Genomic DNA, 22,215 nt, shown 5'->3' with positions numbered 1-22,215 from the left:
CAGCGATGGCGGGTTTTTTACGGGATGAACCCTTAGCGCGCTGTTTTAGCACGCGTCTGGCTGAGAAGCTTGCGCCAGGCACGATTATGCAGAGTAAACAGCAGCATCTTATAGAAGGCGGTGGAAAGGATACAGCTGCCGCTAAGCAGTAGCATGCCGATACTCACTAGCGCCGCGGTCAGACTGACGCCCGGAGCTGCGCTACCGCTCAGCGCGACCAGCAGATAGGCTGCTGTTAATACCAGGCTTATCACCGCCAGCGTAAGGTGTAACCTCACGGCGCGCATGCTGCCTTTGCCAATCATTAACATCGTCACGCCGTTAAGGCCAGCGAACAGAAGGGCGATCAGGACAACCCAGACGAATACGTGTTCCGCTGGCTGGTCGAGTCCGGCGAGTACGCCATACCCCAGCCACAGCTGAGGAATAGCGAAACTGACAATCACCCCGAGGGTACTGATCGCCGCTGGAATACCCATGGTGTGTAGACCTACAGGTTTGCCCATTTCGTCAGCCAACTCAGTCTTTAGCTGTTGCAGCTGTGTCGGGGAGGCATTGCTTATGCTGGTAGCCACCTCGTTACAGTGTTGCAGGCGGCGGGAAAAAACTTTAACCATTTGAATACTTAGCGTTTAGTTAGGCGAAAATGACTGCAACAGACCGACTACATAGCGCCCGGACTGGACGGTGTTTTGAGGATTGCGGATCGTTCCCGTGAGTGAACTGCCCACAAAAGCCGATGCGTTGTTCACGGCACTCATCAGCTCACGTTGCAGTGATTTTTGTAATGATTCGCTGGGGAAACGTTTCGGGTAGACGCCTGCGCGGATCGCTGCCTTCACGCCGGCGCTGGAGATACCTGGATTCTGCGCTTATTAAGACTTAGATAATAGCAGCGTTAACTCAGCGATCAAATCATAAAGATGTTCCTTAAAGGTCCAAGTCAGAGAGGGGTATCGACCCGTTACTAGTATTGTTAACGGAGCATGGTGCCAGACATATCATCAACGAAATTGGTCATTTGATGGAGCATGTTGATGACGGGATGGTAGTCTGTATACACCTTCATTTATATGATCGTATGGATAAGATCCCGTTCGATAACATCACGGCATTCTTCAATAAATATCTTAATAAAAGATAACTTCCTCAGTAACCGATGCAGTGATCCAAAGGTTACTGCATTGATGTGAGAGGGAAGGCAGCTATGAGGGGTTTGACTGAACGGTTTATGGCTTATTCTCTGATGTCCATATCGCATTTAACATAATATACATTATGCGTACCAATGTGGAATCAGAAGAAATCTGGCATCTTATGGACACGTTGGGCCTGGATGCTGATGTCCTCTGATAGTGTCTTCTCACGTGCTGCTATCGTCATGATCGCCTCACAGTGCATGGCTTACCGTTTTGCTCTGTTGATATAAGCCTGTAAACCCTCAGCAAGAAAATCAAACACCGTTTTGCAGGCCTGACTGTGGCGTAAATCCTCATGCATCACCAGCCAGGTGTCCAGATGAAACGCAAAGTAATCGGCATTATCCTCTGCAGCGGCGGAGAAAAATCTGCCAGTTGAACCTGACACATTCCGATACCGGCCCCTGCGCGTATAAGGTTTAATTGGGCAATATCACTGTCGGTCCGTACGGTAAACCGATCGCGGTTTAGCTGTGGATATTGTTTAAGTGCCTGTAAAATAAAGGGCGTTAAATTATCGAAACCGACAAGCGTATGGGTGAATAACTCATCAATATTTTCCGGAGCACCACGTCGTGACAGATAGGCTGGCGCTGCATGCAGACCTATTTCAACCCTTCCCATCCGACGGGCAATCAGTTGCTCCTGCACCGGCGTGGCCATGCGTACGGCAATATCCGCCTCCCGATTCAGTAAATCCTGAACTCGATTAGACAGAACCAGTTCAACGGTTATTTGCGGATATGCATCCTTTATCTGTGCAATCACGGGAGGCAGAACCTCCGTGCCGATGATTTCACTGGCGGCGACGCGCACCACGCCCCGCAACCCGGTTGCGCCGGAGCTGAAACTCGCAGCCGACCGCTCAATCATCATGGCCGTATTTTCCATCGCCTGCGCATGGCCCTTCAGCTCAACGGCTGCATCCGTGGCCTGCAATCCCGTCTGCGAACGGGTAAATAAAACGAGGCCCAGGGCTGATTCCAGTGCCGCAATGTGGCGTCCGGCGGTTGGCTGGGTAATGGCAAGCCTGCGTGCGGCCCCTGACAAAGACCCTTCTTTCATCACGGCCAAAAAGGTGCGATACCATTCCCACGGGATATTTAGCTTCATACAAAAATGCATACCTGTTGGTTTATATTATGCAATTACATTTAGCTCGTGCAGCCCTTAAGATGTCAAGCAGATATCCAATAAGGGCCAGACAATGATAAGCACAAATAAGGTACTGATACTGGGCGCAACGGGTGGGATCGGTGGCGAAATTGCCCGTAAATTGATCCGTGACGAATGGGATGTTCGGGCATTGCGCCGCAGCGCTCCTCAACATGACGATCGCAACGAAAGCATGACCTGGATAAGCGGCGATGCGCAGAATGCTGAACGGGTTGAGGCAGCGGCGTCAGATTGCAGCGTGATTGTCCATGCCGTTAACCCGCCGGGTTATCGAAACTGGGAACAGCTGGTTTTACCCATGCTGCATAACACCATCAACGCAGCGGAGCGAAACGGTGCATTAATCGTTCTGCCGGGCACGATTTATAACTACGGTCCGGATGCTTTTCCCCTCTTACGCGAGGATTCCCCTCAGGATCCGGTTACCCGAAAAGGAGCCATACGCGTGCAAATGGAGAAGGCGCTCTCAGCCTATGCTCAGCGTGGCGGAAAGGTGCTCATTTTGCGGGCGGGTGACTTTTTTGGTCCCCTCGCAGGCAACAACTGGTTTTCACAGGGACTGGTAAAATCAGGGCATCCACCCAAGGTTATTAAAAATCCCGGGCAACCCGGCGCAGGACATCAGTGGGCTTATCTGCCGGATGTCGCCGAAACCGTTGCGGCATTGCTGGCGCGGCGGGATGAGCTCGAACCGTTTGCCAGTTTCCATATGCGTGGGCATTGGGATCCTGATGGGACCGCGATGACCACAGCCATAAAGTACGTCGCGGAGCATGCCGGTATTAAGGCAAAGGTGAAGTCATTTCCATGGTGGCTGGTCTCTGCAATGAGTCCGTTTAACACCACGCTGCGTGAAATGCGGGAGATGCGCTATCTCTGGGAGCAGACAATAGAGATGGATAATTCAAAACTGATCGCCTTTTTAGGCCATGAACCTCAGACCCCTCTTGCCGAGGCCGTGCGTTCTACACTAGCGGGCCTGGGCTGTATTTAACATAACCTGCACGTTTAGAAAGGGTTGAAAAATGTCTGATATACTTCAGCTTTTGAAAACGCTGTCGTAAGCAAATGGAAATTGAATTAAATAAAAGTTTTAAAGAGAGAGTTTTCCATGCTGTCATTTTTGAAGTGACGGCCAACGTTATCATCGCGCTGTCACTCGCCTGGCTGATGAACGTGTCGGTACTTCAGTCAGGTTCGTTGTCCGTGATATCTGCACTTACCGCAACGGTCTGGAATTTTATTTTTAATAAGCTCTTTGATTCCCTGCAGAAAAAACATCAGTTTCAGCGCACATTTCTCGTTCGCGCAATCCATGCGGTTGGTTTTGAAACGGGACTTATCATCTCCTTAATCCCTGTGGCAATGGTTATGCTGAACCTGACCGTGACGGAGGCATTTTTTGTTGAGATTGGCCTGGTGCTGTTTTTCCTGCCCTATACGATGCTGTTTAACTGGCTTTACGACTACCTGCGCTGGACGTTCGTTGGACGGAAACGTTCGGCGTTATAGCTAAGTGAATCAATGTAAAAAATGAAGAGGAAGAAAAATGCGAAGTCTCCTGACTAAAGGAATTTGTCTTGCGTTAGCGCTGTCGGCCGCCGGGACGGCTCAGGCCGCTAAGAAAGAGATCCATGACGACAAGCTCACCGGGATAACCATTTTCGCTCAAAAAGAGTCTCAGGGAAGCCAATGGGACAGTACAACGGGCGAAGCAAAATATATGGTTAGCTACAAGGTTACGCTTGATAACGCGTCGGGTAAAAGTATTGAGCCGGGCAAAGATAATAAAATGTGTTTCTTCCTGTTTGATAAAAACGGGAAAACATTTATGAGCACCGGCATTGAGCTTGAAATGTTGAAAAAATACAACCCGCGGGACAACAGAACCGGATTGGTCTATTTTTCCAGCTCAAACCCTGACGTTTTAAATATGCCATTTGTCCGCTTCGGCATCGGAAAAGACTGCATAAATTGATGACTGTCACATTGACACGTTATTTCGTATGGTCGCCCCACTCTCCTTCTATACTGGTTATTTCTCCATCTCATAAAGGAAGGAACCATGTTCGATCATGTGAAATTCGGCGTCAGTGATTATGAAAAAAGTAAAACCTTCTTCCTCCATGCGCTTAAGCCGCTTGGTGTAGAACTCATTGATGAAGGCACGCCAGACTACGGTGTCGAAATGAGTTCAGGCGACGTTTCGTTCTGTCTTTTTCAGACAAATGATAAACCTGCTCCTCTGCATCTGGCGTTTGTGGCCAACACGCGCCAGCAGGTCGATGCGTTTTACCATGCCGCCCTGCGCGCCGGTGGACGCGATAACGGCGGGCCGGGGCTGAGGTCATACGGTGAAAATTACTATGCCGCGTTTGTCATCTCGCCCGATGGCCACAATATTGAGGCTGTGTGCCATGCGCCGGAGGGCGTGTAGCACAAGGCTTTTTCAGTCACTCTCCGAGGTCAACACGACGGAGACCCCTTTTTCCAATACCGCGCGGATCCAGTCCCGATCGGTATTGTCTTCAACGACGATGGTGTTCACCGATGACACATCGCCAATCACAAACGAAGACGCTGTGTTGACCTTTTCCGGGGAAGCCAGGACGACCGTCTCCGCGGCTCTGCCGGAAAATGCACGTTTGATGCACGCTTCTTCGAAATCGCCGGTTGTCAGCCCCGCCTCAGGATGGATCCCGGTCACGCCCATAAAAAACAGATCTGCATGAATATTTTCGATGCCTTCGATCGCTGCAGCGCCGACCGCAACAATGGAGTGCTTATACAAGCGACCGCCGATCAGAATCACCTCGATGGACGGATGATCCACAAGCCCCAGGGCGATGCTCGGGCTGTGCGTAACCACCGTGATGCGCAGGTCTGGAGGGAAAAACGTAATCAGCTCTGAAGTTGTCGTGCCACCGTCAACGATCACCACCTGCCCTGATGAAATCAGCTGAGCCCCTTTCCGGGCTACCCTCTTTTTTGCATCCATCTTCACGGATTGCCGTTCGGCATAGGGAGCAATAGCAGAAGATGACGGCAGCGCGCCGCCGTGAACCCGCTGTAAACGCCCTTCCGCCGCCAGCTCGCGTAAATCACGCCGAATGGTGTCTTCAGAAACGTCAAAGAGCATGCTGAGTGCTTTTGACTGGACCTGACCTTCTGCGCCGAGCTTTTCGAGGATCAATTGTTTTCGCTGACTGGTGAGCATCATGAATTCCTGATGTTGCATGTTTTATCTTGAAAGTGCACGATAATGCTGTTTATGATAATTACTCTACGTAAGGAGGAACAAACGTGCAATCAAAACGTGCAGATGTGCGCATCATTGACAGTGAAACCCTGTCAGATAACTGGTACAACCTTAAAAAATACACCTTCGACCTGCAGCGCCGTGACGGCGAATGGCAAAGACAGCAACGGGAGGTCTACGACCGTGGCAACGGCGCAACTATTCTTCTCTACAACCGTGAGGAAAAAACGGTGATCCTGACGCGCCAGTTCCGCTTTCCCGTCTTTATCAACGGCCATGAGGACGATTTAATCGAAGCCGCGGCGGGACTGCTGGACAACATGGATCCCGAAAGCCGCATAAAAGCAGAAGCGGAAGAAGAGACAGGGTTTCAGGTTTCGAGCTTGCAGAAAATCTTTGAAGCCTATATGAGCCCGGGCTCCGTCACGGAAAAACTCTATTTTTATCTTGCCGAGTATCAGCCGAAAGACAGAACCGGCGCAGGCGGCGGGATCAAGGCTGAGGGAGAAGATATCGACGTGCTGGAAATGACGCTTGAAGAGGCATTACGCGGCATAGAAACAGGCAAGATTGTCGACGGTAAAACCATCATGCTGCTTTATCATATTGCTCTTAAAGGCATTATGTAGACTGCTGGTTAAAATCCTGATTTTGAATCTGGGTCGGTACGCTTATCCATTACTCAAATGTAAAGCGGAAAACCTCCTAAATTTTGCAGCCTACTATATTTAGTGAACTATTTCGGGATTTGACAAAATCTTCAAAAATTCGCCGAGTCATCTGCATTTACCATTAGAAATGCCACACGTTGACCAGGCTACCAGTTGAGGTAGCCTGTCTTATCTGTTGACTGGATTAAAATGCGACTCGCTACAGATAACGAAGCATATTATACTTGCTCCTCCACTCGAACAGGAGGCAAGCAACTCACGTGAAGGATACATATTACAACGACATAGCGATCAATACGCTAATTCAGAGTGAGCTGGACGCGTTTTTTGAGGATTTCAAAGGGATCGTCTTCGCCTACGCCATTATGAACAAGAAAGATCCTTCCCAGATGCGGATAATCAATAACAGCCCCGAGTGGTTTGATATCTACCTCGACAGGAAATATCAGTTCATTGACCCTGTTATCATTCGGGCTTTGCGCTGTGTTGAAGATTTTTTCTGGGAAAGTGATGTCATCCTGTCGGATGGTTATAACCTGACACGCATTTTCAACGAAAGCGTCCAGTATGATATCTACCAGGGACAGACTTTTCCTCTGCATGACTATCTGAATAATCTTGTCGTCTTATCCGTCATCAGTCCTAAGCACTCTGGTATTGATATAGAAAAATATCGGCCACAATTTCTAAGCTTCCTTGTTCAACTGCATCAGAAGACACTCAACCTGTATAGCCAGCATCAACAGAAAAAGAATGTTTTTCTGTCACCACGTGAGCGACAAATCCTTAAATGGGTCAGCGCCGGGAAAACCTACGCAGAAATTTCTGTTATTTTGTCTATTGCTGAACGCACCGTTAAGTTCCATATGGGAAATGTAATGAAAAAGCTCGGTGTGAATAATGCCAGACACGCAATAAAGCTTGGAACAGAACTACGCTTACTGGACGACTGAGCCTCAGCCACTGGTTATAAGTGGCGTAAATGCTCCAGCATTTCGCGAAGCCAGTGACTGGATTTGTCTTTGCTAATAATGTCTTCAATAATGCTGGTGCTGGCAGGCATATAAATATAGTAAATAACCTCCCCTTTTTCAGAAACACCGCGTTGAATAACTTCAACTTTCCAGTTCGCATGGCGAAATATGGCATACATACCGCGACTGGCTACAGCGTACATTCCATGGTATTTTTGCTTTATGCAATACATATTCATTGCAAGAAACAATGCCTTACTGGCGGGCACGCCCTGCAGACTTGCGGAGTCTCGCGTTTCTTTATCTAAAAATAAACGGCTAATTTCACAGCAGGGAACATCTGCCGGGAAAATAATGGCTTCGTCAAAATAATTGTGAAATATTTCGCTTATCATCGTCGGATGCGTCGAGTTAATGAATCGTGCGCCGCATAACAACTGTCCCTCATACATACCCAGCAAGTATGTCGTGTTTGGGTTGTCAAACCGATCCTTTTCCATATCTTCAACGCATTCAACTTTCCAGTCGAGTCGGTCCCGAAAGGTTTTTCTCCTGAGTCGGAAGAGTTCGCGGGCTAATGCTGACGGTAAATCATCGTAATCATGCAAAAAAAACTCAATAACAGAATTCATTGCTCTTATTCCTGATAATAACACCTGAAACTATTATCCCCTGTCTTTTAGGACAGCTTTCATTGTGCATGGTATTCCTTATACTTAAAAAGTACCCGGCCACTAAGTCCTCGTGAAACTCAGTGGCCAGGAGGTCAAAGACCTACGAAACACCAGGGATATATCCATTCATGATTATCTAATATTTATAGTTTCGGGTACAGAGCGTAAGAAGCACTTAGCCGATAAAATATTAAAAAACGATAATCATAAAATAATTACAATTAAAGTATTGCCCCTTAAGTATTTAAGGGGTAATATTTCCTTTTTCTATTTTTTCTCCTATTATCTCTGTTCTTAATGCTGTGCTACTCTTGCAGAAGCATGCTAAACGGAGAACCAAAATGGCCGACTGGAATCCCTCTCTTTATCTGCAGTACGGCGCGGAAAGAACGCGTCCTGCCGCTGAACTGCTCGCCAGAATTCCTCTGGATGAGGTATCCACCATTGCTGATTTAGGCTGCGGGCCGGGAAACAGCACCGCGCTGTTGAAGCATCGCTGGCCTTCGGCGCACATTACCGGGGTCGACAACTCCCCTGCAATGCTCGAGGAAGCAAGAGCCGCATTGCCTGACTGCCATTTTGTTGAGGCCGATATCCGCCAGTATAAGCCTGGCCAGCCGCTGAACCTGATTTATGCCAACGCTTCGCTGCAATGGGTTCCTGACCATTACGATCTCCTGCCTCATCTCGTTTCTTTACTCACGCTTAACGGCGTATTAGCAATCCAGATGCCTGACAACTGGCTTGAACCTACTCATGTGGCGATGCGCGAAGTGGCGCTGGAACAAGACTACCCTGACCGCGGCCGCGAACCTCTCCCGGGTGTGCATGCCTACTACGATATCTTGTCCGAGGCGGGCTGTGACGTGGATATCTGGCGGACAACCTATTTCCATAAAATGAGCTCGCACCAGGCCATTATTGACTGGGTAAGCGCCACCGGCTTGCGCCCGTGGCTCCAGGAACTGAACGAGAGCGAGCAGAAACGTTTCCTGAAACGCTACCATGAACTGCTGGAAGAGCAGTATCCGCTCCAGGAAAATGGGCAGATACTGCTCGCTTTTCCGCGGCTGTTTATCGTGGCGCAACGCCAGCCCTGACGGGTTATGACCGGGCTTCTTTCAGCAGCTGCTGAATGACCTTTTCCTGTTGCGCATAATCTCCTTCGCCAAAGGCGGTATAGCGTAGCTGGCCTTTGGCATCGAAATAGTAATGCGCTGGCCAGTACTGGTTCCCGAAAGCGTTCCAGATTTGATAGTTGTTATCCGTCACCACCCGATACGGCAGCTGCCATTTCTCCACCGCGGTTTTTACCGACGAAAGCGGCTTTTCCCAGGGATATTCCGGGGTGTGAACCCCAATCACGACCAGCCCCTGAGACTGATACTTCGTGGCCCAGTCTCTCACATGGGGAAGCGTATGCTGGCAGTTAATGCAATCCCACGTCCAGAAATCAATTAATACCACCTTCCCTCGCAGGGATTCAGACGTGACAGGGTCACCGTTTATCCACCCTGTTCCCCCGGTTAACGAAGGCAGCTGGCTGCTGGGCTCTGTCATCACGACCGGCCGGAGCTTCACCGGCGCGGCTGTGGGTTTCGCCAGCGTCAAAAGTGTTGTCTCCAGACGATCCGCAACGCCGTTTGCTCCTGTCAGAAGCGAAGTCATTCCCGTCGCGTTGAATACGACAGCCGCCAGCATCGCTACGCCCGCCCCCTGCCGCAGCTTTTCCATCAGCGCCGATTTTGCTCTTAACGGCGCCATCAGCGTGCGGCCTCCTGAAACGAGCAGGCTCAGCATTAGCGCGCATCCGCTGCCGTAGGCCGCCAGCAGCGCGCCCGTCGCTATGGCCGAATGGCCCGCGATATTAATGCTGAAAATGGCGCCCAGTATGGGACCGGCGCAGGGAGACCAGAGCAGCCCCACCGCGAGCCCGGCCAGAAAAGCCGATGCCATACCGCGCGTTTGCCCGCTTCGGGTGTTCAGGACATTTCCCGCGCTGACGGCCGGACCCGCAATACGCTGGGCGAATGACGGAAAAATTAAGGCCAGCGCGGCCGTGGCCAGAATAACGAGAGCGATCCAGCGCCCGACGATGGTTGCCTCTGCTATCCACTCGCTGGCGACGGTGACGGCCATCGCCACCAGGGTGAACATCACGATCATCCCCGCCAGCAGGGCCAGAATATGTCGTCGCTGTCCCTGAAAACCGGCGAAAAGGAGTGGGATAACCGGGAGCGTACATGGACTGAGCAGGCTTATCATCCCGCCCAGAAAAGCGATTACCAGAAACATAGACACCTCACAATACAAGTCCTGCGACGCTGCAGTGAGGCTATTTCATCGTGCGGATGTGTTCAGGATATGTGTAAAAACGCAGATTTTGTCTGGCTCTGTATCACCCGGGCCGGGAGATACAAAGCCGTACAATTAACGGCGCGGTAGCGTAATGGAAACATCCAGTCCGCCTCCGGCACGGTTCGTCAGGTTGAGCTTTCCGTCCAGCTGAGCGGTGAGCTGCGCGGCAATCGCCAGTCCGAGTCCTGTTCCGCCGGTATCGCGGTTGCGCGATGTTTCCACCCGGTAAAACGGCTGTAATACCGCCTCAAGTTCGTCATCGGGTATTCCCGGTCCGCCGTCAGTGATGTGAATCACCACCTCTTCGGAAGACGAATTATCAATGGCAATAACGGCATACTCACCGAACTTAAGAGCGTTATCCAGCAGGTTGGTCATCACCCGACGAAGCGCCTGCGGACGCGTAACGATCGGTAAGCGAGTATCGTTTGCCTGAAGCTGCACGTTTTTACCGATGTCCTGGTAATCGCAGGCGATGCTGTTGACCCAGGCGTTCAGCTCCAGCTTCAGCGGGGTCTCTTCCAGGGATTCTGATGACCGGGCATACGCAATACCTTCGCGAACAAGACGCGTCATGCTATCAAGATCGTTCAGGAGCTTGTCGCGAAGCTCAGGTTCCCCTGCCATCTCGACGCGCAGCTTCATGCGGGTAATCGGCGTCTGAAGATCGTGAGAAATGGACGCCAGGATCTGCGCGCGCTCCCGGAGATAAGACTGAATGCGCGCCTGCATCGCGTTGAAGGCATGCGCTGCACGCTGCACCTCCAGCGGCCCTTTCTCCGTCATTGGCGTGCTGGCCGCCGGATCCAGCGAATCCACCGCGCGGGTAAATTGTGAAAAAGGCCGCACCACCTGCCGCACGGCAATCCAGGCGCACGCAGCCAGCAACAGCAGCTGCAGGATCAGCACTACGGGCAGCCAGCTGGCGACCGGCGGCATGCGTGGGATCAGGTCAATGGTCAGCGGCGCGCCGTCGCGCAGCGTCAGATGCGCCTGGATGTGTGAAACGGCACCGGGAACGGCGGTGAAGCTGAGCGGGTACTGTGTCGCAAGCGTCGCTTTTAAGGTTCGGATGGCGTCCTGCGAACGCTTATCCGCCGGCGCGTTGCCGGGCTCTCCCGGCCCCAGAATATAGCGATAATTACCCCGTTCGAGGCGCGGAAGCCAGGCCGCGCGCTCGCTGGCCGGTAAGCGGTCTAAAATGGCGACACTGGTTGCGACGTCGTTTTCCAGATTACCGAGCATCACCGTTCTGGCGCTGTGCATTCGTTCAATCATGACCAGCGTCAGGCTCAGGGCGTTGGCCAGCAGCAGGCCGGACAGCACGACGAGCAGCAGGCGGGCCAGCAGCGAGCGTGGCCAGAGCGTCATTCGTTAGCCTCTTTGATGGTCACCGGCATGGTAAAAACGTATCCCTCGCTGCGCACGGTCTTGATATAGGCGGGCGTGCGGGCATCTTCGTTCAGGCGCTGGCGGACCCGGCTAACCAGCAGGTCGATTGAACGTTCAAACAGCTCGGCGTCTCGCCCCTGCGTCAGGTTGAGCAGCTGATCGCGGGTCAGCACACGCTGAGGATGGTCAAGGAAAACGCGCAGCAGGCGATACTCCGCCCCGCTGAGCGCGACGATCACCCCTTCCGGATCGATTAAGTGACGGGCAACGGTATCGAGCTGCCATTCACCGAACATCACCAGCCGCCCGGCTTCTGTCACCTGCAAATTGGGCGGCATCGTGCGAAAACGTCGTAAAATCGCTTTGATACGCGCCAGCAGTTCGCGGGCGACAAACGGCTTCACCACGTAGTCATCCGCGCCCATCTCCAGACCCAGGATCCTGTCCGTCTCCTCGTTGCGGGCCGTCAGCATCAGAATGGGCAGATCTTTGTATTTCCCGACGCGTAGCTCTCGACATAACGTAAGCCCGTCGTCGCCGGGCATCATGACATCCAGCACAACCAGGTCGATATGCTGTTTATCCAGCACGACGCGCATCTCTTTGCCGTTTGCCGCGCCCGTCGCGCGATAGCCAGACTTAACGAGATAATCGACAATCAGTTCACGAATATCCCTGTCGTCATCGACGACAAGGATATGATCAATATGCTCCACCGAAATCTCCAGACCGAAGGGTAACGTACTGAAAATAGCACATTTCAGAGCTTGTCCGCGTCAACGACGGCCTTGACGAAATCCTGCGGATCTTCCTGAGGCGGATTGTGCCCCACGTTTGCCCCGAAGGTGCGGTGCTCATATTTACCGGTAAATTTACCCGCGTAGGCCTGCGGAGCCGGATGCGGCGCACCGTTGTTCCCACCTTCGATGGTGATCGTTGGAACGGTGATATTCGGCAGCGTAGCGAGTTTTTGCTCGTAGCTGTCGTATTTGCGCTCGCCTTTTTCCAGCCCTAAACGCCAGCGATAGTTGCTAAGCGTCACCGCGACGTGGTCCGGGTTATCGAGGGATTTGGCGCTGGCGTTGAAGACAGCATCACTAAATTTCCAGTCAGGCGAGGCCTGAGACCAGATCAAACGGGCGAAGTCATGCGTGTTTTTGGCATAGCCATCAGCACCGCGCGCGGTAGCGAAATAGAACTGATACCACCACTGCTGCTCCGCTTTTGGCGGCAGCGGCTGTTTGCCAATCTGCTGGCTGCTGATGAGATACCCGCTCACCGACACCAGTGACTTAACGCGCTCTGGCCACAGCGCCGCAACGATATCCGCCGTACGAGCACCCCAGTCATATCCTGCAAATACCGCCTGCTTAATATTCAGGGCATCCATCAGGTTCACAATATCTTTCGCCATGGCTGAAGGCTGGCCGTTGCGCGGCGTTTTGGCAGACAGGAAGCGCGTGGTGCCGTAGCCGCGCAGAGAAGGCACAATCACCCGATAGCCTTTTGCCGCCAGCGCGGGGGCGACGTCGGCGTAGCTGTGAATATCGTAAGGCCAGCCGTGCAGTAAAATAACCGGCTGGCCGTTTTTCGGGCCGATGTCGACATAACCGACATTCAGATCGCCGGCGTTAATTTGCTGCGGATGATCAAAGGCTGCCGCGAAATTTGTGCCGGTGACTTCAGCCTGACAGGACATCACGGTGCCAAGAGAAACGGTCAGTGCGAGAGTTGAGTAGGCGAGTTTGCTAAACATGTTGGTATCTCCGGTTGAGTACAGTTCACGGGGATATAACAACACGGCAATGTATAGCGGATATGTGCGAAAGCGGGTTTATTGCAAGCCTGTGTATGTATCAGCGACGCAGATACAGTGTGATACAAACCCAGGCCTTGTCACCTTAAAGCGAGAGCCGATAGCGGACGTAATCGTCAGCTTCGCCATATTTGTCATAGAGTTTACGAGCCGGGTTGTTCTCCCGGGTGACCCAGTACAGCTTTGACCACCCTTCGCGCTTGCCTTCCGCAATCAGAGCATCAATAAGCGCCTTACCGGCTCCCGCCCCGCGTTCGTCGGCATCAACAAACAGATCTTCCAGGTAGCAAACGGGGGCCGTTGACCAGGTTCCTTCGTGCAGAATGCACATCGCGAAACCGATGACCTTTTCATCCTTCTCTACCACGCGGCAAAACATCGAGGAATGCGCTGAGAGCGCCCTTTCCCATGTCGATGCGGTGACGGATTCCTCGAGGTAACAATCATAAAAATGGGTATAGCCATCCCACAGCGGTCGCCATTGGGAGTAATCGTCTTCGCATAGAGGTCTTACCGTGACAGCCATGTGTTCCTCACATTACAAATCGATCGCCATTTCGAAACAGCGTAAATCAACACCTGCCATACGCGAGTGATGATAGGTTTCGCTCAGCGTGACAAACCCCAGTTTCTGATAAAACGACTGGGCGTTAGGCGTTGCATCCAGCCTCAGGCGGGTTATCCCCCGGCTGCGGGCCTCATTTTTTAGCGCCTCGATAATCCGGGTCGCCATGCCTTTACCGAATGCCGCGGGCAAGGTGAATATCGCCTCCAGACAGTGGGTATCCAGATCCAGATAGCCGGTCGCCGCAACGTCGCCCGTTTCATCTTCCACCACGTAAAAAGGGTATTCAATGACCATCTGCCGATAGTGTTTGGGCATGAGATCCGGCGTCCAGCGCGCAATGACGTCGGCGTCGTAACTGGTTTTACAGCCGTGACGAATCGCCTGATTGCGAATATTCCAGAGTATTTCGGCTTCCTGTGGCTTAGCTTTTCGTAAAGTCATAACCCCTCTTTAACGGCTTTTTAGTCGCATTTCCCGTGCCAGTCTGGCAAGACGCTGAGTACGACAATAGAGCGTAAACAGCACAAAGCCGCTGCTGTTCATCACCACCCGACAAAATAACAGTGCGAAGGATGCGATGACCAGCGGCCAAAGGCCTCCGTTATGCGAAAGCAGGATATGTAAAACATGAACGAGGGTCGTTATCAGCAGAATGATGAACAACGCCCTAAACCCCAACAATCCCGACGTCTTCCCACGAGCCAGGAGTACGCTTATCACAATGAGCGCGCCTGTCATCGTCAATGATGGTACGAAAAAGCTCAATGCATGATGTAAAGGTGACAACCCCTGCAACGCGCTGAGAAAAGGCAGAAGGTTTAACGCAAACGCCACTAAAAACAGAGGTAACAGCACCGCTACTGGATAAGGATTTTGACGCGGAAGCTCGCTGAGAGGACGCGAAAAATACCGTTCCAGCTCTGGCGTGGAATAATTCAAGAGACGGGTATCACGCTGACCAATAGCCTCCTCTACCTCTTTGCCATGCTGCAGGAGATCCTGGAAAACCCGTCCGGTTAAAAAACTCAAAAACTTCATCAGAATACCGCCAGTGAGTGAATGGTACCGATAATGTATTTACCGGTCCGTGGTAAATTACTGGGCGCTGCAATAACGCCACTCACAGCACTCCCGGCCAATGCTGCGGCACTTGTAACCACTTGCCCAAGTTGTCGAGTGAGCTCTACCTGAACAGGCCCGGTTGGAAATCGTTTCGGATAAAGACCAGCGCGTATAAGTGCCTTAATTTCCTTGTTGCTTATACCGGGGTTTTGCGCGCGAATTATCAATTCGGTCAAACGAGCGCGATCCTGACGAGGATAACTTTTTAACCACTCAGTGGCTTTCAAGGAAGATATAGATTTCATTGCACGCCAGGTGGTAACTGCTTCTTTTAGCGCCCCTCCTGCACTTGCTAACGAAATTACATCCAGTGAAGTTGAGGTGGCGACGTACCATTCTTGCGTATCGAGCCAGGCAACATTACCGCCACCGTTTTCAACCAAATCATAGATACGATAAAGGCCGTTAACGCATTGCAACCCGGTCGCAAGGGTTCCTGCGTAGCCAATCGCTACCCATTCCAGGCAAAACCATACATTACTCCTTATGTGGATGGGTAAGTTAACCCAACTAATCTGACGGTAATCGAGCGCTATGCAGAGCAAAATTTTGGTAGTAAATAAGTTTCAACGCAACTAAATAGAATGTGGTAGAAGTGAAAATACCAGAACGCAAACAAAAGCATAACGCTTAAATATGGAGATCCGCGGATGACGATACCGACGCTCACGACAGAACGCTTATTGCTAAAACCGCTGGTTGCCGAAGATGCGGCCCAGATACAAAAGCGTTATCCGCGCTGGGAGATCGTCCGCTATATGGTCTCTTCCGTGCCCTGGCCCTACCCGGATAACGGCGCGGAAAACTATGTCAACAACGTGGCGCTGCCTGATATGGCAAAAGGGATCGCCTGGTTCTGGAGCATCCGTCGTCGCGAGGTGCCGGATGAGTTGATGGGTATTATCTGTTTGTATGACGTCGAAGATAACAACCGTGGATTCTGGTTGGCCCCGGAGTTTCAGGGCCAGGGATACATGCGCGAGGCCAGCATTGCCGCGACGGATTACTGGTTCAATACGCTAAACAAACCCGTATTACGCGCCCCGAAAGCCGCCGCCAACAGCCGCTCCCGGCGTATTTCAGACAGTAGCGGCATGCGGCTTATCAGGACGGAAAAGAAAGACTACGTCAGCGGCATGCTGGATTCCGAACTGTGGGAGATCACCCGCGACGAGTGGAACGCCCGTCAGGTCAGCTGATAATACTTATCCGGCATCAGCCTTTCAGGAATGTTCTCTTCATCGTTCATCTGCAGCAGATCGCGTTCCATCATGTTGCAGATGGCGTCCAGCGGCAGATCGTTATCTTCTGTGCCGAACGGGTCTTCCAGCTCTTCCGCCAGGGTGTCCAGCGAGATAAAGGTATATGAGATCAGCGCCGAGACAAACGGCGTCATGTAGTGCAGATCTACAACCAGCGCGAACGGCAGCATGATGCAGAACAGATAGACCGTGCGGTGCAAAATCAGCGTATAGGCAAACGGCACCGGCGTAGTCGCAATGCGCTCGCAGCCGGAGAGGACGATGGACATATCGTTCAGACGGTTGTTCAGGCTGTGGAACAGGATGTCTGAAAGCTGCCCGTTACGCCGCCGCACGGCCAGCCACTCCCCCATGATCAGTAAAATGCGGTTCGCCGGCGAGTTGGCGCTCATCACGTGACGCAAATCGTCCGGAGCAAGATAGCGAGAAAGCTGTTCGGCGTTCAGGTCCCGGCGCAGGGTCATACGCAGGCAGTTGGCAAAAGCTATCTGCAGGCGGACAAATTCCCCCAGGTGCTTATCGTCAGGCAAGGTGTTTTTCACCTCGCGAAACAGCGAGCGTGCCGCTATCATCAACTGCCCCCAAAGCAGGCGAGCCTCAACGTAGCGCGAATAACAGGCGTTGTTTCTGAAACCGAGAAAGATAGCGATCGCCACGCCGAGAATGCTAAATGGCGCCACGGTAAATTTGATGCCCAGCGAGGTATACCACGGCAGCATCAGGATAACGGCGATTGAAAGCAGGAAGTTCAGCAGCAGTCGGGTGTAAATTTTGGGAAGTACCGAGCCGTGCCAGACAAAAATCAGTTGTAGCCAGTGCTGTTTAGGACGAACAATCATAGTGAGTTTCAGGAAGGAAAAGAGCGTGGCTATTAAACGTGATCTCCCTCACGGTTGCAAGCATGTTAACGGGACATTGAATTTTATGACCTGCTTAGCGATAACCGCACGGTGCTGCATGCGGTTTTAAAAAAAGAGCATATAGTATGTTGTAACTAAAATAAGGTGTAATTAAACCCGGCCGAAGCCGGGTAACGTCATTAGCAAAGGGGGTTCACCGCTGCGCGCATTCCCTTCAGGAGAATGGCGTCAAGATCCAGGGTGACCTGGTCGACAAGTCCGGAGACCTGCGTAAGATCCTGTTCCCAGTGCTCGCTCACGCTCAATACGGCCTGAACCAGCTCACGGGTGCTCAACTGCTGGTCGCGATGCTGCGCCCACAGCTGTTGATAACGTTCCAGCCAGAATGCATCATCCTGTACCGGGTAGTTTTCCCCGTTACGCTCCCCGCGATAAAACGCTATCAATGCAGCCAGCGCGAACGTCAGACGCGCCGGCAGTTGTCCGCTTGCCTTCTGCCCTGCCAGCAGCTGCGGCAGGATGCGGGTGCGGTATTTGGTCATGCCGTTAAGCGCAATGGAAAGCAGCTGGTGTCTGATGTAAGGGTTGCGGAAACGCCCTGTTACCGCGCTGGCAAAAGATTCCAGCTCGTCACGCGGCAGATCGAGGACCGGAATGATCTCCTGATAAATCGCTTTTTCGACAAACGCGCAGATCTCGGCATCATTCATCGCCTCGCCTACCGTCTCTAACCCAGCCTGGAATGCCACCGGCACCAGCGCCGTATGCGCGCCGTTCAGGATAGCGACTTTGCGCTCTTTGTACGGTCTGATGTCGTCGACAATCAGCACATTCAACGGGTACTTATCCAGACGAAGTTCCTGCGCAAGAGATGCCGGCCCCTGGATAACGAACAGATAGAAATGTTCAGCCGTATCCAGGAAACCATCGTGATAACCCAGCTCAGCCTCCAGCGTGGCCGCTTCGTCGCGCGGGTAACCGGTCACGATACGGTCAACCAGCGTCGAGCAGAAGCTGTTCGCCTCGTTAAGCCACTGGATAAAGGCGGCAGGCAGCGCCCATTCGCGGGCATAGCGCAGGACGAGTTCGCGCAGCGCATCACCGTTGTAGTCAATCAGCTCGCACGGAATGATGATCCAGCCTTTATCCGCTGCACCGTTGAAGTGGCTATAACGCTCAAACAGCAGTCGCGTCAGCTTCGCCGGGTAGCTCACCGCAGGGGCATCGTCGAATCGGTCACCCGCGTGGTAGCTAATACCCGCTTCGGTGGTGTTCGAGAAAACAAAGCGCATGTCCGGATTGTGCGCCAGTTTCAGGAACGCATCATACTGGCCGTAGACGTCGATCTCCCGGTTAACCGAGCGGATAAGACGGCTCTCACTCACCGCTTTACCCTGCCCGTTCAGGCCACGAATGATAGTGGTGTAGAGACCATCCTGAGTGTTCAGCGACGGCGGGAAGTCGCTCTGAATAGGACGAACGATAACCACTCCGGCGTTAAGATCGGTATGTTCATTTAGCAGGTCAATTTGCCAGTCGACAAACGCACGCAGGAAGTTGCCTTCACCAAACTGAATAATGCGTTCCGGGTATTGAGCACCGGGAAAATCACGACGGTTGAGCGTGTTCACAAGAGGGTTCCTTTTATGATTAGTCATACAGCCTGATAAGATTGGTACGATAACTTATCAAAACTTAACGACCAGAAACCCTGTTTTGATCAATGGACGGCGTAGTTGTACAAAATAATCATAAGAACTTATAGAACACGGACGTGGCCGTCATGGCGCCGTCCGGCATCAGGGCATAGCGCGGGATCTCCCCCACCTTTTGCCAGCCGGCACGCTGGTAGAACGTCTCGGCGCCGCTGCCGGTGGAGGTATCGAGCACCAGAACCGAAATATTTCTGGCCCGCGCCTCCGCTTCAAGCGCTTCCATCAAGGCCATCGCGGCACCTTTGCGGCGGGCTTTCTCGTGAACCAGCAGCTTCGCCACATCGGCGCGATGCGGCTGGTTTTCCGGCTGGTCGACGATCAGCTGCACCGTACCGATGACGCCGTCCTGCGGGTCGACACAGGCCAGCACCAGACGCTCGTTGCGCCCTACGCTTTCAGCGATGCCGCGCCAGAACGAACGAGCCTTATCCAGACTAAAGGGAAGCATAAAGCTGACGGATGCCCCGCCGTTCACACAGTTTTCGAGGATCCCGGCCAGCGCATCAAGATGGGTGAGAATGTCGTCTCGGGTGAGGTTTTTGATTTGCAGTGAGGTATTCATTGTTTTTCCTTACGTTGAATACCGTCACTGTGCATTTAACATCTTCTTAACGCAAACGGATCGGACATACGCTTTTGTTATGTTACCGGGAGTGCTGTCGCTGCTGTTTCATGGCATACATCTTTTCATCGGCCTCTTTTAACCACTGCTGCAGGTCGTTGCCGTTATGATCGAATTCACTGAGCCCCCACGAGAAATGGAGCGACCAGGGATGTAGCTTGCGGGCGTTATAATTTTCTACCTGCTCGGCAAGATACTGCATGGCAATCCAGGCGCCCTGCTCATCCGTATCCGCGAACAGCACGGCGAACTCGTCCCCGCCAAAACGCACCAGCAGATCCGCCTCACGGAAAGAGGCGCGCATCAGCTGCGCCATCGCTTTCAGCGCCTTATCCCCCTCTTCATGCCCGAAGCGATCGTTAATTTCCTTAAAGCGATCCAAATCCAGCCAGCCGAGCGTGAGCGGCTCAGCGCGACGCCGGGCAACGGAAAGCGTGAACCGCACGAGCTGATTAAAGCCCCGACGGTTGAATAACCCGGTTAATTCGTCCGTGGTCGCCGCGCTGATGGCAGCAAACTCATCCTCTGCCAGCGCGCCAAGGTCACCCAGCACGGCGAGGTCGGCGGCAGAAAACTCGCGGGGAGCGTAATCAATCAGGCACAGCGAGCCAACGCTTGCGCCGTCGCGCAGGCGCAGCGGGAAGCCCGCGTAAAACCGCACGCGAGGCTCACCGGCCACCAGCGGGTTATCCGCAAAGCGATCGTCCTGAAGCATATCCCCCACCACCAGCGGCGCTTCGGTGAGGATCGTATGCCCGCAAAATGAGATATTACGCGGAACGCTTCCGGGTGCCTGACCATCGGCCGACTTCACGATCAGCGAATGCTCATCAATGAGATTGACCATCGCCAGCGGCACCTGGAAGAAGCGTTTTGCCAGACGCGTTAAGCGGTCAAACGCCGGGGAGCTGTCGATCTCAAGCAGACCTGATTCTCGTAGCGAGTTGAGTCTGTCTGTTTCATTTTCAGGGGTTGCAGGTGCTTTCATAATGTCTCCTGACGTAAAGCGTTACTAAAAGCGTAGCTTAAACAGAGACATTGTCAGTGTTCTGACGTCCTGTTAAGCCGCTTACTATTCACGTCAATGCCTTATGACGATTAACGCAGCTATGTTTCACTCCCGGAGGGCGCGGCAATTTGCTCGTCCGCCACCCGGGCGCTGGTACGGTTTCGACCCGCTTTTTTGGAACGATAGAGATGATCGTCCGCTTCGGCCATGAGCTTGTTGAAGACCTCGGTCAGCTGCCAGGACTCGGCCTTTCCGCTGCCGAGGCCAATGCTGACCGTCAGATAGAGCGTCTGGTGACGCCATGTAAAAGGATGGCCGGCAACGGTGGATCGGATACGTTCAGCCAGTTCAAAACCGTGCTGCGCGTCGCCTGAATTGACCACCACGGCGAACTCTTCCCCGCCCATGCGCGCCACCATGCCGTCTTCGCCGACGACCTGCTGCACCTGTCGGGCAAACGACGCCAGCACGCGATCTCCGCACTCGTGGCCGTAGTTATCATTAATGCTCTTGAAATAATCAATATCCAGCAGCATGACGGTCAGAAAACGCGTGTGCCGGTACGTCTCTTCATGCTTTAACGCCTCGTAAAGCCCGGAACGCGAGTAGACGTGCGTTAAAAAGTCATAATCCGCCCTCAGCGAAACCTGACGGATCAGGGAATTAATCGCCGCCATGCTGACGGAAACCATCACCGGGCAGATCGCCATCGTGGCGATCCCCAGCCGGGCTGAAAACATCATTGGCGTCGTAAACGGCGTCGCCACGGCAATATTAATGATCGAGTTGGCGACCAGAATGATTTCAGTGGCCCCCGTGATAAACGTCAGCAGACAGGTCGCAGGCAACGAGTAGCGAACCGCACACCAGATAAGCGCAGGCAGAGGAAACGAGAGGCTCCCCGCTCCGCCAATCACCACCGACGCGATCACCGAGACGATCAGCGCAATTACCGGCAGCAGCTGCTCCAGACGGAGCCTGAGTTCACGCCCGAGCATACGCAACGTGAGCATACAGGGCACAACAAGCACGCCGGTTGAGAACTGCTCGCTAAACCAGTCGGCAAATAGCGGCCAGAAAGTATGACTGTCAATCCCGACCGACCCTACCGCGCCGAGCAAGGCGCAAAGCAGCGCGGCAATCAGACAGTAGTTAAACAGGCGTAGCGCGTTAAGCGGATCGGGGGTTTTCTTCATCAGCCGCTTGTCGCGCTGAACCAGCACGGCGACGACGACGATAAAGATCATGTTTGACAGGTTGATCACCACGGAGGCCATACCCCAGTTGGTCGTAACCGCGTCGTACAACAGCATCGCGACATAACATACCGCATAGTAATGCAGGCGATTCAGGTAAACATAGCGGGCGAAGATCCCTGCCATGACGCCGTTCAGCGGCCAGAACAGCGACAGGGCCTCAACGAGCCGTAATTCCGCGCCCACAAAATAGAATAAGGTGGTGAGGATGAAGATCGTCGCTGCATTTCGCAGCGGCGTGTCAACCTGGAACGGCCTGAAAGCGGTAAGAGCAGAACGCAT

The 22,215-nt window shown here is 52.9% G+C and carries 24 protein-coding genes and 3 pseudogenes; 9 read left to right on the top strand and 18 right to left on the bottom strand.

The window, feature by feature from the left end; genetic code table 11:
* Positions 1–32: 32 nt before the first annotated feature.
* Together LBF07_RS00135 and LBF07_RS00130 are read right to left on the bottom strand one after the other, a co-directional pair.
* Positions 33–479 carry a hypothetical protein gene (locus LBF07_RS00135; protein ID WP_224435098.1) on the bottom strand — a complete coding sequence of 149 codons (447 nt, stop codon included), beginning with the start codon at positions 477–479 and terminating at the stop codon, positions 33–35.
* Between the two features lie 153 nt (positions 480–632).
* Positions 633–872, bottom strand: a pseudogene (locus tag LBF07_RS00130) (hypothetical protein); the annotation flags it as partial.
* A 188-nt stretch (positions 873–1,060) separates the two neighbouring features.
* Here LBF07_RS00130 and LBF07_RS00125 point away from each other — a divergent pair.
* Positions 1,061–1,144, top strand: a pseudogene (locus LBF07_RS00125) (alpha/beta hydrolase); the annotation flags it as partial.
* Positions 1,145–1,404: 260 nt separating this feature from the next.
* Here the strand turns inward: LBF07_RS00125 and LBF07_RS00120 are convergent.
* Positions 1,405–2,312: pseudogene (locus LBF07_RS00120) on the bottom strand (LysR family transcriptional regulator).
* Positions 2,313–2,406: 94 nt separating this feature from the next.
* Between LBF07_RS00120 and LBF07_RS00115 the strand changes: the two are divergent.
* The 4 genes from LBF07_RS00115 to LBF07_RS00100 all read left to right on the top strand — a co-directional run bounded on the left by LBF07_RS00115 (position 2,407) and on the right by LBF07_RS00100 (position 4,812).
* The gene (locus LBF07_RS00115; protein ID WP_094935502.1) at positions 2,407–3,369 is read left to right on the top strand and encodes an NAD-dependent epimerase/dehydratase family protein; all 963 of its coding nucleotides are present in this window, start codon (positions 2,407–2,409) and stop codon (positions 3,367–3,369) included.
* Between the two features lie 74 nt (positions 3,370–3,443).
* The gene (locus LBF07_RS00110) at positions 3,444–3,887 is read left to right on the top strand and encodes a PACE efflux transporter (RefSeq protein WP_033145563.1); all 444 of its coding nucleotides are present in this window, start codon (positions 3,444–3,446) and stop codon (positions 3,885–3,887) included.
* 37 nt (positions 3,888–3,924) lie between these two features.
* Positions 3,925–4,353 (top strand): DUF4354 family protein, encoded by a 429-nt coding sequence (locus LBF07_RS00105; protein WP_048981345.1) that lies wholly within the window; start codon positions 3,925–3,927, stop codon positions 4,351–4,353.
* A gap of 87 nt (positions 4,354–4,440) precedes the next feature.
* Complete coding sequence (locus LBF07_RS00100) at positions 4,441–4,812, top strand: VOC family protein (RefSeq protein ID WP_094935501.1); 372 nt, start codon at positions 4,441–4,443, stop codon at positions 4,810–4,812.
* A 12-nt stretch (positions 4,813–4,824) separates the two neighbouring features.
* Here the strand turns inward: LBF07_RS00100 and LBF07_RS00095 are convergent, their stop codons facing one another.
* Positions 4,825–5,592 (bottom strand): DeoR/GlpR family DNA-binding transcription regulator, encoded by a 768-nt coding sequence (locus LBF07_RS00095; RefSeq protein ID WP_094935500.1) that lies wholly within the window; start codon positions 5,590–5,592, stop codon positions 4,825–4,827.
* A gap of 86 nt (positions 5,593–5,678) precedes the next feature.
* On the opposite strand from LBF07_RS00095, the gene LBF07_RS00090 reads away from it, so the two are divergent.
* Together LBF07_RS00090 and LBF07_RS00085 are read left to right on the top strand one after the other, a co-directional pair.
* Positions 5,679–6,263 carry an NUDIX domain-containing protein gene (locus LBF07_RS00090; RefSeq protein ID WP_094935499.1) on the top strand — a complete coding sequence of 195 codons (585 nt, stop codon included), beginning with the start codon at positions 5,679–5,681 and terminating at the stop codon, positions 6,261–6,263.
* A 302-nt stretch (positions 6,264–6,565) separates the two neighbouring features.
* A complete protein-coding gene (locus LBF07_RS00085) occupies positions 6,566–7,258 on the top strand; it encodes a LuxR family transcriptional regulator (protein WP_023311808.1) in 693 nt (230 codons plus the stop codon).
* 14 nt (positions 7,259–7,272) lie between these two features.
* Here LBF07_RS00085 and LBF07_RS00080 read toward each other — a convergent pair whose 3' ends face one another.
* Positions 7,273–7,911: an acyl-homoserine-lactone synthase gene (locus LBF07_RS00080; protein ID WP_087822586.1), complete on the bottom strand. Its 639-nt coding sequence runs from the start codon at positions 7,909–7,911 to the stop codon at positions 7,273–7,275.
* A gap of 383 nt (positions 7,912–8,294) precedes the next feature.
* Between LBF07_RS00080 and tam the strand changes: the two genes are divergently transcribed.
* Positions 8,295–9,053 carry a trans-aconitate 2-methyltransferase gene (gene tam / locus LBF07_RS00075; RefSeq protein ID WP_048981351.1) on the top strand — a complete coding sequence of 253 codons (759 nt, stop codon included), beginning with the start codon at positions 8,295–8,297 and terminating at the stop codon, positions 9,051–9,053.
* A gap of 4 nt (positions 9,054–9,057) precedes the next feature.
* On the opposite strand, the gene LBF07_RS00070 is transcribed toward tam, so the two are convergent.
* From LBF07_RS00070 to LBF07_RS00035, 8 genes are all read right to left on the bottom strand, one after another.
* Positions 9,058–10,248 (bottom strand): cytochrome c biogenesis protein/redoxin, encoded by a 1,191-nt coding sequence (locus tag LBF07_RS00070; protein ID WP_094935498.1) that lies wholly within the window; start codon positions 10,246–10,248, stop codon positions 9,058–9,060.
* Positions 10,249–10,383: 135 nt separating this feature from the next.
* A complete protein-coding gene (locus LBF07_RS00065; protein WP_094935497.1) occupies positions 10,384–11,682 on the bottom strand; it encodes an ATP-binding protein in 1,299 nt (432 codons plus the stop codon).
* On the bottom strand, positions 11,679–12,419 hold the full coding sequence (locus LBF07_RS00060; RefSeq protein WP_033145553.1) for a response regulator: 741 nt from the start codon (positions 12,417–12,419) through the stop codon (positions 11,679–11,681). The genes LBF07_RS00065 and LBF07_RS00060 overlap by 4 nt, the downstream gene beginning before the upstream one ends.
* Before the next feature lie 44 nt (positions 12,420–12,463).
* Entirely contained in the window at positions 12,464–13,459 is a 996-nt protein-coding gene (locus LBF07_RS00055; RefSeq protein ID WP_045888366.1) for an alpha/beta fold hydrolase, read from the bottom strand.
* 145 nt (positions 13,460–13,604) lie between these two features.
* On the bottom strand, positions 13,605–14,045 hold the full coding sequence (locus LBF07_RS00050; RefSeq protein WP_094935496.1) for a GNAT family N-acetyltransferase: 441 nt from the start codon (positions 14,043–14,045) through the stop codon (positions 13,605–13,607).
* A gap of 12 nt (positions 14,046–14,057) precedes the next feature.
* The gene (locus tag LBF07_RS00045; RefSeq protein ID WP_094935495.1) at positions 14,058–14,528 is read right to left on the bottom strand and encodes a GNAT family N-acetyltransferase; all 471 of its coding nucleotides are present in this window, start codon (positions 14,526–14,528) and stop codon (positions 14,058–14,060) included.
* Positions 14,529–14,537: 9 nt separating this feature from the next.
* Entirely contained in the window at positions 14,538–15,125 is a 588-nt protein-coding gene (locus tag LBF07_RS00040) for a hypothetical protein (RefSeq protein ID WP_094935494.1), read from the bottom strand.
* Positions 15,125–15,628: a hypothetical protein gene (locus tag LBF07_RS00035; protein ID WP_224435097.1), complete on the bottom strand. Its 504-nt coding sequence runs from the start codon at positions 15,626–15,628 to the stop codon at positions 15,125–15,127. The genes LBF07_RS00040 and LBF07_RS00035 overlap by 1 nt, the downstream gene beginning before the upstream one ends.
* Before the next feature lie 231 nt (positions 15,629–15,859).
* Here LBF07_RS00035 and LBF07_RS00030 point away from each other — a divergent pair, with 231 nt between their 5' ends.
* Positions 15,860–16,408, top strand: coding sequence for a GNAT family N-acetyltransferase (locus LBF07_RS00030; protein ID WP_094935493.1), 549 nt, complete (start codon positions 15,860–15,862; stop codon positions 16,406–16,408).
* On the opposite strand, the gene LBF07_RS00025 is transcribed toward LBF07_RS00030, so the two are convergent.
* The 5 genes from LBF07_RS00025 to LBF07_RS00005 all read right to left on the bottom strand — a co-directional run bounded on the left by LBF07_RS00025 (position 16,396) and on the right by LBF07_RS00005 (position 22,215).
* Positions 16,396–17,310, bottom strand: a complete 915-nt coding sequence (locus LBF07_RS00025; protein WP_033145546.1) for a bestrophin family protein — start codon at positions 17,308–17,310, stop codon at positions 16,396–16,398. The genes LBF07_RS00030 and LBF07_RS00025 overlap by 13 nt on opposite strands.
* Before the next feature lie 200 nt (positions 17,311–17,510).
* Entirely contained in the window at positions 17,511–18,962 is a 1,452-nt protein-coding gene (locus tag LBF07_RS00020) for a tagaturonate reductase (RefSeq protein ID WP_094935492.1), read from the bottom strand.
* Between the two features lie 118 nt (positions 18,963–19,080).
* The gene (locus LBF07_RS00015) at positions 19,081–19,608 is read right to left on the bottom strand and encodes a GNAT family N-acetyltransferase (RefSeq protein ID WP_094935491.1); all 528 of its coding nucleotides are present in this window, start codon (positions 19,606–19,608) and stop codon (positions 19,081–19,083) included.
* Positions 19,609–19,690: 82 nt separating this feature from the next.
* A complete protein-coding gene (locus tag LBF07_RS00010; protein WP_094935490.1) occupies positions 19,691–20,656 on the bottom strand; it encodes a sensor domain-containing diguanylate cyclase in 966 nt (321 codons plus the stop codon).
* A 119-nt stretch (positions 20,657–20,775) separates the two neighbouring features.
* Complete coding sequence (locus LBF07_RS00005; RefSeq protein ID WP_094935489.1) at positions 20,776–22,215, bottom strand: GGDEF domain-containing protein; 1,440 nt, start codon at positions 22,213–22,215, stop codon at positions 20,776–20,778.

The sequence above is a fragment of the Enterobacter cloacae complex sp. ECL352 genome (assembly GCF_020149545.1).
In the GTDB taxonomy this organism is placed as follows: Bacteria; Pseudomonadota; Gammaproteobacteria; order Enterobacterales; family Enterobacteriaceae; genus Enterobacter; species Enterobacter asburiae_B.
Note: the sequence above shows the minus strand (reverse complement) of the source record. Positions and strands in the feature narration are given on the sequence as shown.

Bases quoted from the DNA above. Each gene is read 5' to 3' on its own strand.
- LBF07_RS00055 (WP_045888366.1), bottom strand. From the start codon at position 13,459: ATGTTTAGCAAACTCGCCTACTCAACTCTCGCACTGACCGTTTCTCTT.
- LBF07_RS00110 (WP_033145563.1), top strand. From the start codon at position 3,444: ATGGAAATTGAATTAAATAAAAGTTTTAAAGAGAGAGTTTTCCATGCT.
- LBF07_RS00100 (WP_094935501.1), top strand. From the start codon at position 4,441: ATGTTCGATCATGTGAAATTCGGCGTCAGTGATTATGAAAAAAGTAAA.
- LBF07_RS00015 (WP_094935491.1), bottom strand. From the start codon at position 19,608: ATGAATACCTCACTGCAAATCAAAAACCTCACCCGAGACGACATTCTC.
- LBF07_RS00005 (WP_094935489.1), bottom strand. From the start codon at position 22,215: ATGCGTTCTGCTCTTACCGCTTTCAGGCCGTTCCAGGTTGACACGCCG.
- LBF07_RS00050 (WP_094935496.1), bottom strand. From the start codon at position 14,045: ATGGCTGTCACGGTAAGACCTCTATGCGAAGACGATTACTCCCAATGG.
- LBF07_RS00010 (WP_094935490.1), bottom strand. From the start codon at position 20,656: ATGAAAGCACCTGCAACCCCTGAAAATGAAACAGACAGACTCAACTCG.
- LBF07_RS00065 (WP_094935497.1), bottom strand. From the start codon at position 11,682: ATGACGCTCTGGCCACGCTCGCTGCTGGCCCGCCTGCTGCTCGTCGTG.
- LBF07_RS00135 (WP_224435098.1), bottom strand. From the start codon at position 479: ATGGGTATTCCAGCGGCGATCAGTACCCTCGGGGTGATTGTCAGTTTC.
- tam (WP_048981351.1), top strand. From the start codon at position 8,295: ATGGCCGACTGGAATCCCTCTCTTTATCTGCAGTACGGCGCGGAAAGA.
- LBF07_RS00045 (WP_094935495.1), bottom strand. From the start codon at position 14,528: ATGACTTTACGAAAAGCTAAGCCACAGGAAGCCGAAATACTCTGGAAT.
- LBF07_RS00095 (WP_094935500.1), bottom strand. From the start codon at position 5,592: ATGCTCACCAGTCAGCGAAAACAATTGATCCTCGAAAAGCTCGGCGCA.
- LBF07_RS00070 (WP_094935498.1), bottom strand. From the start codon at position 10,248: ATGTTTCTGGTAATCGCTTTTCTGGGCGGGATGATAAGCCTGCTCAGT.
- LBF07_RS00025 (WP_033145546.1), bottom strand. From the start codon at position 17,310: ATGATTGTTCGTCCTAAACAGCACTGGCTACAACTGATTTTTGTCTGG.
- LBF07_RS00040 (WP_094935494.1), bottom strand. From the start codon at position 15,125: ATGAAGTTTTTGAGTTTTTTAACCGGACGGGTTTTCCAGGATCTCCTG.
- LBF07_RS00115 (WP_094935502.1), top strand. From the start codon at position 2,407: ATGATAAGCACAAATAAGGTACTGATACTGGGCGCAACGGGTGGGATC.
- LBF07_RS00105 (WP_048981345.1), top strand. From the start codon at position 3,925: ATGCGAAGTCTCCTGACTAAAGGAATTTGTCTTGCGTTAGCGCTGTCG.
- LBF07_RS00080 (WP_087822586.1), bottom strand. From the start codon at position 7,911: ATGAATTCTGTTATTGAGTTTTTTTTGCATGATTACGATGATTTACCG.
- LBF07_RS00030 (WP_094935493.1), top strand. From the start codon at position 15,860: ATGACGATACCGACGCTCACGACAGAACGCTTATTGCTAAAACCGCTG.